Annotated in this window: 10 protein-coding genes; 8 read left to right on the plus strand and 2 right to left on the minus strand. The window is 37.8% G+C overall.

What is annotated here, in order from left to right; all coding sequences use genetic code 11:
- The first annotated feature begins 141 nt into the window (after positions 1–141).
- The gene (locus tag ACP8HH_RS06340) at positions 142–2,109 is read left to right on the plus strand and encodes a bifunctional metallophosphatase/5'-nucleotidase (RefSeq protein WP_438317422.1); all 1,968 of its coding nucleotides are present in this window, start codon (positions 142–144) and stop codon (positions 2,107–2,109) included.
- A 92-nt stretch (positions 2,110–2,201) separates the two neighbouring features.
- Here the strand turns inward: ACP8HH_RS06340 and ACP8HH_RS06345 are convergent, their stop codons facing one another.
- Positions 2,202–2,756: a DoxX family protein gene (locus ACP8HH_RS06345; protein WP_438317425.1), complete on the minus strand. Its 555-nt coding sequence runs from the start codon at positions 2,754–2,756 to the stop codon at positions 2,202–2,204.
- 401 nt (positions 2,757–3,157) lie between these two features.
- Positions 3,158–4,150, minus strand: a complete 993-nt coding sequence (locus ACP8HH_RS06350; RefSeq protein ID WP_438317428.1) for a DMT family transporter — start codon at positions 4,148–4,150, stop codon at positions 3,158–3,160.
- A gap of 153 nt (positions 4,151–4,303) precedes the next feature.
- Between ACP8HH_RS06350 and ACP8HH_RS06355 the strand changes: the two genes are divergently transcribed.
- The 7 genes from ACP8HH_RS06355 (at position 4,304) to lepB (ending at position 11,871) form a co-directional block, all read left to right on the plus strand.
- On the plus strand, positions 4,304–5,167 hold the full coding sequence (locus ACP8HH_RS06355; RefSeq protein WP_438317431.1) for a LysR family transcriptional regulator: 864 nt from the start codon (positions 4,304–4,306) through the stop codon (positions 5,165–5,167).
- A 141-nt stretch (positions 5,168–5,308) separates the two neighbouring features.
- The gene (locus tag ACP8HH_RS06360; protein WP_438317434.1) at positions 5,309–6,229 is read left to right on the plus strand and encodes an HNH endonuclease; all 921 of its coding nucleotides are present in this window, start codon (positions 5,309–5,311) and stop codon (positions 6,227–6,229) included.
- A gap of 82 nt (positions 6,230–6,311) precedes the next feature.
- On the plus strand, positions 6,312–6,683 hold the full coding sequence (locus ACP8HH_RS06365) for a nuclear transport factor 2 family protein (RefSeq protein WP_438317437.1): 372 nt from the start codon (positions 6,312–6,314) through the stop codon (positions 6,681–6,683).
- A 161-nt stretch (positions 6,684–6,844) separates the two neighbouring features.
- Positions 6,845–7,417, plus strand: coding sequence for a hypothetical protein (locus ACP8HH_RS06370; RefSeq protein WP_438317440.1), 573 nt, complete (start codon positions 6,845–6,847; stop codon positions 7,415–7,417).
- Positions 7,418–7,902: 485 nt separating this feature from the next.
- Positions 7,903–8,742 carry a malate synthase gene (locus ACP8HH_RS06375; RefSeq protein WP_438317443.1) on the plus strand — a complete coding sequence of 280 codons (840 nt, stop codon included), beginning with the start codon at positions 7,903–7,905 and terminating at the stop codon, positions 8,740–8,742.
- Positions 8,743–9,474: 732 nt separating this feature from the next.
- Complete coding sequence (locus tag ACP8HH_RS06380) at positions 9,475–10,956, plus strand: DASS family sodium-coupled anion symporter (protein WP_438317446.1); 1,482 nt, start codon at positions 9,475–9,477, stop codon at positions 10,954–10,956.
- A 366-nt stretch (positions 10,957–11,322) separates the two neighbouring features.
- Positions 11,323–11,871 carry a signal peptidase I gene (lepB, locus tag ACP8HH_RS06385; RefSeq protein ID WP_438317449.1) on the plus strand — a complete coding sequence of 183 codons (549 nt, stop codon included), beginning with the start codon at positions 11,323–11,325 and terminating at the stop codon, positions 11,869–11,871.
- Positions 11,872–11,885 lie beyond the last annotated feature (14 nt).

Genomic DNA, 11,885 nt, shown 5'->3' on the forward strand with positions numbered 1-11,885 from the left:
TGCAATACACGCATTAATTGAAGAAAAGTTGTAAAACTAGTGCTCTCTAAGAAATTACTTTTTATTCGGTTAAAGGCATCCAGTTCCGATATAATGAAGATAGTGGAAAATTGTACAGGACGTACTTATTGCTATTAGTGTATGGAAATTAATATTCCGAAAGGGGGAATTACAATTACTAAACTATTATTGAGGATTTGCTCAATATTAATAATCATTGCTTTAGTAACAAGCGTTGATGGTTCAAAAGGGAACTCTGCTTCGCCAGAAGAATCGATCACAATCCTTTTCACGCATGATCTACATGACAATTTCCTTCCGTTTGAAGTGCGAAGGAACCAGGGGAAATATACAGTCGGTGGCTATGCAAGGTTATATAGTGCGATTAAAGAACAAAGAGAAAAAGACCCTGATGCCGTTTTAGTGGATGCTGGTGATTTTGCGATGGGGACATTGTTTCAAACAATCTATGCGTCGGATTCTCCTGGACTTAGAATGATGGGACAAATGGGTTATGATGCTACAACATTGGGGAATCATGAGTTTGACTTTAGAGCAAGGGGTCTAGCTGCGAGTTTAAGAGCTGCCAAAGACAGTGGTGATGCGATACCGAAAATAGTCGCAACGAATACTATTTTTCCGACAGATGATGAAGGAAAGATACCTGCCAATTTACAAGCTTTAAAAGAGGCGATGGATCATTATGAAGTTAAGGATTATCTTATTGTGGAGCGTAAAGGAATAAGAATTGGTATTCTTGGTTTGATGGGTGAAGAAGCGGCAAGTAACGCCCCTATGTCTGGTGTAACATTTGATGATGCAATTGAAAGTGCTAAGTCAACTGCTGCTACACTAAAGAATGATGAGGATGTAGACCTCGTTATTGCTCTTTCTCATTCAGGTACGTCGGATGAAAAGTCAAAATCAGAAGATGAACTCATTGCACAAAAAGTTCCGGACATTGATGTGATTATTAGTGGACATAGCCATACAATGCTAAAAGAACCTATTTTAGTAGGGAATACGATTATAGGATCGTCAGGCGAGTACGGGGAACATTTAGGGGTTCTTAATATTTCGCTAGATGTAAATAAAAAATGGAAAGTAAATGAGTATAAATTAATCGTAATTGATGATACATTACCTTTAGATCCAACTACTTCCGAAACAATTGAGAAGTATAAACAGTTGATACAAGAGAAATACCTTCGACATTTTGATATGGAATTTGATGAAGTTCTAGCATACTCACCATTCGATTTTACACCTTTCTCGGAGATAGGTATCGAACTGAAAGAAGAACCTCTAGGGAACTTGATCGGAGATTCATTTATCCACACAGTTCGAGAATTGGAAGGGAACGATTATGAGCCTATCGCTGCAGCCGTTATGCCTTATGGTAACATTAGAGATTCTTTTGGCAAAGGCGACATAACAGTTTCAAATGTTTTTAATGTAAATTCTTTAGGGATTGGGCCTGACGAAATATCTGGATATCCTCTCTTAAATATCTATTTGACGGGAAAAGAATTGAAGACAGTTGCAGAAGTGGATGCTTCAATTACGCCAATCATGGACGAGGTTCAATTATATGTAGCCGGTTTAAGTTATACTTTAAATACGAATCGATTTATTTTTAATAAAGTGACAGATGTACGTTTACAAGACTTCGACGGAACAAAAGAAGAAATCGATGATCATAAGCTCTACCGAGTCGTAGCCGGATTATATTCCGCACAAATGTTGCCCTATGTAAATGAAAAGTCCTTTGGCATTTTGTCCATCGTTCCAAAGACAAAAGAGGGAACACCTGTTACAAATTTTGAAGACCAAATAATTTATATGAACGGTAATCAGGAAGTGAAAGAATGGTATGCGATTGCTAATTACCTTAAATCTTTTGATAAAATAGACGGTGTACCACAAATACCCGTTTACTATGAACAAATGAAAAATAGAAAAGTAGTAGAGCATAATTCCAATCTCTTCGCTGTCCTAAAAAGTCCTAATCGAATTATAGTAACTGCTTATGCAATACTGCTCGCTTTTGTTGGAATAGTAGTCTTAATCATTACGCTCATTGTAAAACGAAGAAGACGGAAAAAATAGAAGAAGCATACCAAATGTCTTTCCATAATGAAAAGATCCATCCTAGAGCGACTGGCTCATTTAGGATGGATTTTTCTTATACTTTATTCACTTCATTTCCTTGTTGACCACGGCGTCCCCAAACGAGGCAATACCCAACGATCCAGCCCGTGCCAACCGGCAACTTTCCAGGCCAATATTAAGATGACTGCGATCATAAACATCACGGGATTCGTGCTCACAGTACCTGCTAATAAGAAAGACATATTCATCGTTGCGCCAAAGAATGCAGCAATTCCTGTTAAGAGTCCAACGATTAGGCCGATTCCAACTAACACTTCACCCCAGGCGACCATATAAGAAAATGGAACTGCGTTTGGAATCACGACACTCTCCAAAAACCAAGCATACCATCCTGCAACTTCACCCGCCTCAGCTTTGGCAAGCGCGCCACCCATAAAACCTTCAAGTGCAACGCCGGCTTTGGCACCCGTCCATACTTCAGAAGTAAGTTTTCCAATACCTGCCGTAAGCCAAGAATAACCAAGGTATACTCTTAACGCTAACCATATCCACGCGGAAGTCGTGTTAGAAAACAACCATTTTGATAGCGGATTTTCCTCAATTATAACATTTTTCCCAAACTGCGATTTTCTTAATTCAACCATGTCATCACCTCATAAGTTTGTTTGTATGTATCTGTTAATCTTCAGTAGCTCTGAATACGTTAGTTTGTGTAAGACAATAAAGCATTTCGATCGAAATGTTGAAGTGCTAACATTGCTTCTCTTTTATCCTGATATTCAAAAAACCTAACATTCAATTTCTCGAAAACTGTAATTACCCACATATTACATTCTTCCCTTCCTATTTATTTTTTGAAGTTTATAAACCAGTTACTTCAAAACTTTTGGTCGTCAAACTTAATTCATATCCTACGCCTTTTTTTTATGAATAAAAGAGTTTGTGAATTAATTCACAAACTGTACAATATGTTTTGTACAATTTGTGAAGATTTTTAGTGGGTATCCTTCGTTCATTTGCGCTAGAGATGTTTCTAGTTGTATGTTTAAGAAGGGTTTTGTAATAAAGTAAGAACCTCCTGCAGCCTTTTCCTAATAACGCGTACTGTTAAATTGTTCTGACGCATTCTGATGAAGACATTATTTAAAATTAACGAAACGATAATGAATGCCGTTCCGATATAATCATAAATCGTCAGTTGACTGCCTTGAGCAAAAGAGATAACAAGGGTTGTCACGGGAACAAAGTTAATGAACAATAGTGCGTTTAATGGCGATAGAATACCGACGCCGATGTTCCAACCAAGCAGTGCGATTAGGCCTGGAAAAATAATCATAAACGCTAAGTGTGGACTAACAATTTGAATCGTCGCCATTGTCGGCACCGTTACATAGCCCGAAAGCGTAACAAGGAAAACAACAATTACCGCAGTAATCGTTCCTAGTAGACAGCTTAATGTTGAGTATCGAAGTGCAGACCAGCCGTTCTCGCGAAACCTACTTCCACCCATCGTGTAGATTACCCAACCAATAACTGCAATAAAGATGTATAAAGAAGGAATAATGTCACTCGTTGATGATAGAAACAATCCGAAATCACCTTTTGAAATAACTAGTGAAACCCCTATAAACGCTGTAAATACAAAGAACAATGTAACACCGTGTGGTCGATTTCTGCTGAGTAACCAAACAATAACAATTGAAATCATGGGCATCAAAGACTCCATAATCGAGGCTACCATGACGCCAGGTTCACCTAGCAAATCTTCTCCCCAGAAAATGAGTAAATTATAAACAGCGAAAGCCATTGTCCCGTAAAACCATAATGACAATCCTTTCTTCTGAAAACGAAATGCTTGTTTCCCTTCCTTCCATAGAAGTAGTACAACCAATATTACTGTAACTGCAAGGTAACGAAAAATAGTGAAATAAAATGGGTCAATATAATTGAATGCATGACTCGCCACTGGAAACATTGCACCCCAAGAAACGCTTGCTATAAAGCACAAGAAAGCACCTAGTACTACTTTATTTTTCATTTAATAAAATTCTCCTTCAATTCATTCTCTCTATTACAATATCCATATATTAGTAAACAACAAAATAGACATCATGTAAAACGAAGGATAATGATGCCGTCTATCATTATTAGTGATACCATAAAGAGAGCGATTGAAATAGGAGTGGGAAATATGGAGTTTAAAGACTTAGAGATTTTCCAAATGGTAGCACAAAAAGGAACGATTACAGCGGCGGCACGGGAACTCAACTATGTGCAGTCGAACGTTACCGCAAGAATCCAAAAGCTCGAGGTGGAGCTAAATACGCCATTGTTTAACCGACATAACCGCGGGATGAATTTAACACCCGAAGGCAAAAAACTACTAGTATATAGTGAGGAAATATTATCCTTAACGAATGAAATGAAAAAAGTCATCCAAAGCAAGGAAGAACCAGCCGGGAAATTGGAGATAGGCACAGTAGAAACGGTCATTCAATTACCCTATATCTTATCGGCATATAACAAGAAATACGAAAATGTGGATATGTCTCTCATCTCGGGGGTTACTGAGGGGTTACAAGAGGATGTTTTAAATCATAAACTAGACGGTGCTTTTGTTACGGAAACGGAACTACATCCAGATCTTGTTTCACATGATGTATTTAAAGAGGAACTTGTCCTAATTTCGGACTTAAAAGAAACATCATTGGACCAATTAAAACGTGAGCCTTTCCTATGTTTTACTGAAGGATGTGGATATCGTGCAAGGCTTGAAATGTGGTATAAAGACGAAAATGTTAAACCACAAAAAGTAATGGAATTTGGTACATTAGAAACCATCTTAAGTAGTGTCGTAGTAGGTCTTGGTGTTACATTTGTTCCGAAGTCTGCAGTATCGCACTTGGTAAAAAGGGGCGTCATTCAATGTCACAGCCTCCCCGAAAGATATAGCAAAATCAACACAATTTTTATAAGACGCTCTAATTCATATCTCACTTCAACAATTGAAAAGTTTATCGAAACGATTGAACAATTCAATGCCGGAACGATTTAAGTTTTTTGAATACCTACGATAGAAACTCTTATGAACGCTAAAACAAATAGGATTGTTTGTTACACATAATCCATTATTAATGGGGAATCCGATATAATGAAGAGAGAAGAAATATACCAGTTCGTAAAGGAGTGAAGAACCATGCAAAGTTACATAGTCATGCAAGGACGTACATACGACGAAGAGAAAGAATTGGGTGTGCTCTGGTCATTGCAGCGAGATAGTATCGATAATGTTCATCATTTTTGGGAACGGATGAAAGAAGTAAACGAAGGAGATCGTATCTTTCATTATGTAAAAGGGGATATTGTCGCAATTAGTGTTGCAAAATCAGGATACAGAGAAGAGCAAAAGCCTACCAATATTTCGCTTCCAGGCAGCGAAAATGCAAAAGGGTACTTAGTGGAGGTCGAATATCATGAGTTGGATAAGCCGTTAACGGTTGAAGATTCGTTCGATGAGATCCTTCCGCTTTTGCCGATTAAGTATTCCGCGTTTCAAGAGAATGCCAATGGAAATCAAGGCTATCTCTTTCCATGCAACGAAGAACTGTCGATTAAACTGGTAGAGCTTATTGCAGATTTGAACATTTATGAAATCGATGAACAACAATTAGAATTCGTCATGGGTACCGTGCAAAAGATGGAACACGATTTTCTCATCCCGATTCTTGCTGAAACCGAATCGGAAACGAAGACCAAATTACGACTAGGACATCAGCGATTTAGAAATGAACTATTGCCCCTATGGAACGATCAATGCGCTCTTTGCAAAGTAGAGCTTCCGGAACTGCTTCAAGCAAGCTACGCAAAGCCGTGGAAAGACTGTACGACCAAAGAACGCATTAATCCAAACAACGGCATTCTTCTTTGTCGTAATCATGATGCCCTTTATCAGAACGGTTTTATTGCATTTGACGGAACAGGAAAAATTCATATTTCATCTCGAATTCCTGAAGAGGATTACGAAAAGTATGGACTTGCGAAAAGGATGACTGTAAACAGAACTGAGAAGAACAAGCCATTTTTGAAATGGCATAAGAAGCATATGTTTAAAGAGTAAATTTAGCATACCTAAGCAAGAAACTACCATCATTTTTTTCGCACGGTTATCTGATTTTAATAATGAAAGGATGTAGTTAATCTTGAAAACACATAAAGTCGATGCAGTGAACTTTCTTCAGCTTATCGTTTCCGGAGAAATAGAGGAAGCGTATAAGAAGTATGTAAGCAAAGATTTACGTCATCATAATCCATATTTCAAAGGGGATATGACATCATTAAAGCAGGGAATGATGACCAGTGAAGGCATTAACCCGAACAAAGTGTTCGACGTGAAGCGGACAATTGAAGAGGGGGACATGGTGATGGTTTATTCCCACCTTAAACAAAATCATGAAGATCTTGGGGCAGCAGTTGTACATATGTTCCGGTTTCAGGAAGGTAAGATTGTTGAAATGTGGGATGTTGGCCAACCGGTACCAGAAGATTCACCAAATGAGAATGGGATGTTTTAAATTAGCATCGTTTTTGGCGTACCAATACAAGAAATTTTCGTGTAAGTTTAAATAAATAGGATTGTTCGCCACACAGGTATCTATTTATACACTATGGAAAAATCCTTTTATATGCCGATATACTAACTAAATAGTCCGGTAAATAAAAAGGAGGAAGCAAAATGAAAATTACACCAAACCCATCTTCTTTTAGAACCCCTCAACCATTTGAAAATAATACGGTAAAGAAAGAGGATACAAAGAATAAGGAATCAGTAAATAAGCAACAAGTCGATAAGTATATCCCGTCTGAAAAAGAACAAAGTGTTACGTATGAAAAGCCCGCATTTAAAGCAGATTCTAAAACGATTGAACGGCTTAAAGCGGAAAGTGAAAAAGCCTTTGAACAACTGGCGAACTTAGTTCGTGATCTTCTTCAAAGACAAGGAATGACTTTTAAAGAGGTTGCTTCTGGGGAACAAGAATTGGTTGTGGACGAGCAAGCACGTGCGGAAGCGCAAGCTGCAATCGGAGAGGGTGGAGAGCAGAGCCCTGAAAAGGTTAGTGATCGCATCGTTGAGTTTGCCAATGCCATTTCCGGGGGAGATAAAAGTAAATTCGCGCTGCTCAAGAACGCTATTGAGGGCGGGTTTAACGCAGCAAAGCAAGCGCTGGGCGGTACACTTCCAGAAATTTCACAAAAAACATATGATCTGGTTATGGAGAAGTTGAACAAATGGAACGAAGAAGAGTAATAGGTATCATTCAGTCGTAAATGTTCAAACAGGTTTGTTCGATTTAATGGTACGAGTATTGGATAAAATCTAGTATTCAGTAATAATAAAAAGGCTTCTCTCTATTATTTAAAAATAGGTGAAGCCTCTTTAATTTGTTACTTCCATACCCATTATCTAGTGACTCATACTAGGAAGATTTATTATATTCTCTATAATTTACACATAAAGAATCATATTATACGATAACCAAATGTCCATTGTCAAGCATTAAATTGCAATATTTCATGTTATGTGGTACAATGTTGTTATAACAGTTATTGAGACAGCATTCGATGTTCGTGCACAATTTCTTCTAGAAAGGAATTGAGTGCGTTTTTTTGAAGTTGAAAACTGTTTTTTATATTTAATTTACTCAAATGAACTTTTTTTAAAAATTAGGCTCGTTAGAAAATAATAAGTATCAAAACGATTATCTAAATACTTAATTTAAGGAGAATGTATTAATGAATTTAATTAATGAAGAAATAACTCATAAAGTGTTTGGTGAAGGAAATATCGTGGAACATGAGGAGTCTATTATTACCGTTGATTTTAATAAAAACATTAAAAAGTTTGTTTATCCTGATGCATTTGAAAAGTTTATTACCCTAAAGAACGAAAATACTGCAAAAACTTTTAAGAAACTCTTTTTGCAAAGGCAATTGAAAGAAGAAATTCTTGAAAAGAAACGCGAAGAAGAAAAAGAAATTCAGATGCTTGAACAGGCGCGTATAGACAAAATGAAGAACCATAGAATTCATGAAAGCTCACAAATTGTTTTCTGGCTGGATGATGTGGAGCAGGAAAATGTATTTACCGACTGGCAAGTATTTACTGGTGAGGTTCAAAGCGGAAAAAACAAAGGTGAACCCAACAGAGCAACTCGTGTTAGTTTGAACAGTGCAGGTCTTTTGACTGCAAGAGGGCCAGAACAACCTGAAACGGAAAGACAGATTCTTGGCCTCTATATGGTAAATGAATCGTATATCGATAATGTGGTCAAAGATGGAATGGTTCCGTCTGATCCAGAATTTAGAATTGAACTCACGAATGAAGAAGCTGAGCAAATGCTTTTCTGGAATTATTATATCAACAAAAATTATCCTCATAGAACTACTTGGAATTCGGGGAAATTCCGTTATTTTGATAATATTTGGACTGCACAAATCTTAAAAGACATCATTTTAATAAAAACAGATGAAGAGCAAATCAAATATGCTGAAAACTTTCTCGCACACTTCTGTCAAGTGAATGCTCTAGACATCGATAATATTCCAGAAGTGCATGGTGCTTTAAAGCAATAATAAATCAGATGCACACCTTTCCTAGGTTTAGTGAATCTGAAAACTAAATTAATTACCACAAAGAGTCCAAATTCGCCTATGAATTGGGCTCTTTGTTTTTACCTAAATCTCAGTTATTAACTTCATTTTTTAATTCCATCATAGGCTTTGCTCCCATTATGGTTGCAGGTATTCTGTAATTAAAAGAACAATTTGAAAGAATAACAACGCCGATTTGATTATTCTTATCGAAAGCTACATAGCTGTACAATCGCCATTTTGAAATCTCATCCAAGTCATTAGCTAGAATAGTCTATTGTACGGTATTTGGGGTATCTTTACGAATCGATGCGACTCATTTGTTTGATATGGATAGCTTTAGGCTTAATAAAAATGTATTTCGTAAAACTTCGCAACATACTTGGATTTTAGTATTTCCGATGTGTATTTTGAATGAAATGGTTTCTTTCGTATGTAAATAGGGAATGAACGATTATGCAGAACTTTGGAAAATTGGTTTCCCATATGGCATATATAACCAAATTCGATTATAATTTAGAATTGTATTAATCCAATTAAAATGAATAATCCTGCTGAAGTGGACCCATTAATCCTTATCAAGGAGATGGCGAAAGAAATATTGAAATAGGGGCAAGCTATCTATTCTGAGAAAAAGTATGTGAAACAATATTAAGTCATTTATAGATGACTCAATATCCTAGTTCGAATAAAGAAAAGAAGGTGGAGTACATAATGGAAACAACAGCTCCTTTAAGGGAAAAACGTAATTTGAAACCAATTTGGATTGCGCTCGCTTTTGCAGTGATGATCATGATTGTTTTACTGCCGACGCCAGCTGATTTACCCGTGATGGGACAACGCGCACTTGCAATATTGGCATTTGCCGTTATTTTATGGATGACGGAAGCAGTTGCATATCCGGTGAGTGCCGCAATGATTATTGGAATCACTACAGTATTACTTGGTTTTGCACCGAGCATGGAAGATCCGAATGTTTTGCTTGGTACGAAAGGCGCGCTTAAAATGGCACTTGTCGGTTTCTCGAACTCTGCCGTCGCGCTCGTGGCAGCGGCCTTGTTTCTTGCGGCTGCGATGCAGGCGACAAATCTACACCAGCGTCTGGCATTGTACATATTATCCAAAGTTGGTGTGAAAACGGGCGCGATTGTTTTTGGTGCGATCCTTGTTTCCATCATACTGGCATTTTTTGTGCCAAGCGCAACGGCTCGTGCCGGGGCAGTAGTTCCAATTTTGCTAGGAATGGTTGCGGCCTTTGGTCTGCCGCATAATAGTCGGCTCGCTGCTCTGTTAGTAATCACTGCTGTCCAATCGGTTTCAATTTGGAACGTCGGGATTAAGACAGGTGCGGCGCAAAACATGGTTGCTCTAGGTTTCATTGAACAAGAAATGGGCGTGTCCATTGCTTGGAGTTCGTGGTTTATATATGCCGCACCTTGGTCAATCATTATGTCGGTTGTGTTGTATTTTGTCATGATGAGAGTGATTAAACCTGAAACACAAACGGTTGAGGGTGGAAAAGAGTTAATACAAGGGAAGCTTAAAGAACTTGGTCCGATGAAACCATCTGAAATACGATTGGTCGTTATTTCTCTTATGCTTCTTCTCCTTTGGTCAACAGAAGAAATCTTGCATCCTTTAGATACAACAACCGTTACAATTATCGCGATAGCCATCTTGTTATCGCCGAAAATTGGTGTGTTCGATTGGAAAACAGTGGAGAAGCTCATTCCGTGGGGAACAATCATCGTTTTTGCTGTCGGAATCGCACTTGGTACAATTCTTCTACAAACAAACGGTGCGCAGTGGTTATCCGATAAAGTATTTGGTGCAATGGGACTTGACACTATGCCGTTGCTCGCGACAATCGCAATACTATCGGCATTCAACATTCTGATTCACTTGGGATTTGCAAGCGCAACAAGTTTGTCATCCGCTTTAATCCCGATATTCATAGCACTGACGACGACAATCGCCATCGATGCGAACAGCGTAGGTTTTGTTCTAATTCAACAATTTGTCATTAGTTTTGGATTCTTGTTACCTGTAAGTGCGCCGCAAAACATGCTCGCTTATGGAACCGGTGCGTTTACTGTAAAAGACTTCTTAAAAACGGGTATCGTACTTACGATTATTGGTTACTTACTCATTTTATTATTCAGTGCCACGTACTGGAAATGGATTGGCCTATTGTAAGACATCGTATTATGAGTATGAAATTAATCAAAACCCCAGAAATCATCTTAACATGAGATGGTTTTTGGGGTTTTTTCTTATGGAGAAAGCATCCCGTATGCGAAACAATTATGATAGTTTGAATGCCCGGTGTCTATTAAGTTTCGTAAAACTTCGCAACGTTTTCACAAAACCTTGCAACGTTCTCCCGAAACTTCGCAACATTCCCCGAATCTCGCAACACACTCAGGTTTTAGTTCTTCTGGTTAATATTAAAGTTTGGAAGACTGGTACCTATTTAAAAAACGCCCATGTCAAACACGCTTTCTTGTTGTATACTAGGCATAATGAATCCCTTGGTTTAATAATGAAAGCGAGGTTTAACATTTGAATGAAAAGATTAAGAGTGAATTGATTTCTTGGGGAAAATCCATTGCTATTGCTTTTTTATTCGTATTTCTTTGCCATCAGTTCATATTCACCCCAATCAAGGTTCAAGGTGAATCCATGTTACCTACATTGGAAGAGAATAATAAGATCATTGTGAATAAACTGAGTAAAATTAAACGATTCGATTTGATCGTTTTTGACGCACCGGATGCAATGGATCTGTTATACGTGAAAAGAGTGATTGGAGTAGCGGGAGATCGTATCGAAATGATTGATGATGTATTATTTGTCAATGGTGTGGAGTATGAAGAACGTTATGTAAATAGGAATAAACAAAATGGGGAAACGAAACGTGTTACGGGGAATTTTACGTTAAAAGAGATTACGGGTAGTGAGTTTGTACCAAAAGGTTATGTCTTTGTTTTGGGTGATCATCGTTTAAAGAGCAATGACAGTAGAAGTTTTGGTTTCGTATCTGATGACGCGGTCGCTGGAAAAGTTAATTTACGATTTTATCCGTTGGAAGGGATAGGGTTTCCGAAGTAGATTACTTATATAGC

This window comes from Sporosarcina sp. FA9 (assembly GCF_051550205.1).
In the GTDB taxonomy this organism is placed as follows: domain Bacteria; phylum Bacillota; class Bacilli; order Bacillales_A; family Planococcaceae; genus Sporosarcina.

Bases quoted from the DNA above. Each gene is read 5' to 3' on its own strand.
- ACP8HH_RS06340 (WP_438317422.1), top strand. From the start codon at position 142: ATGGAAATTAATATTCCGAAAGGGGGAATTACAATTACTAAACTATTA.
- ACP8HH_RS06345 (WP_438317425.1), bottom strand. From the start codon at position 2,756: ATGGTTGAATTAAGAAAATCGCAGTTTGGGAAAAATGTTATAATTGAG.
- ACP8HH_RS06350 (WP_438317428.1), bottom strand. From the start codon at position 4,150: ATGAAAAATAAAGTAGTACTAGGTGCTTTCTTGTGCTTTATAGCAAGC.
- ACP8HH_RS06355 (WP_438317431.1), top strand. From the start codon at position 4,304: ATGGAGTTTAAAGACTTAGAGATTTTCCAAATGGTAGCACAAAAAGGA.
- ACP8HH_RS06360 (WP_438317434.1), top strand. From the start codon at position 5,309: ATGCAAAGTTACATAGTCATGCAAGGACGTACATACGACGAAGAGAAA.
- ACP8HH_RS06370 (WP_438317440.1), top strand. From the start codon at position 6,845: ATGAAAATTACACCAAACCCATCTTCTTTTAGAACCCCTCAACCATTT.
- ACP8HH_RS06375 (WP_438317443.1), top strand. From the start codon at position 7,903: ATGAATTTAATTAATGAAGAAATAACTCATAAAGTGTTTGGTGAAGGA.
- ACP8HH_RS06380 (WP_438317446.1), top strand. From the start codon at position 9,475: ATGGAAACAACAGCTCCTTTAAGGGAAAAACGTAATTTGAAACCAATT.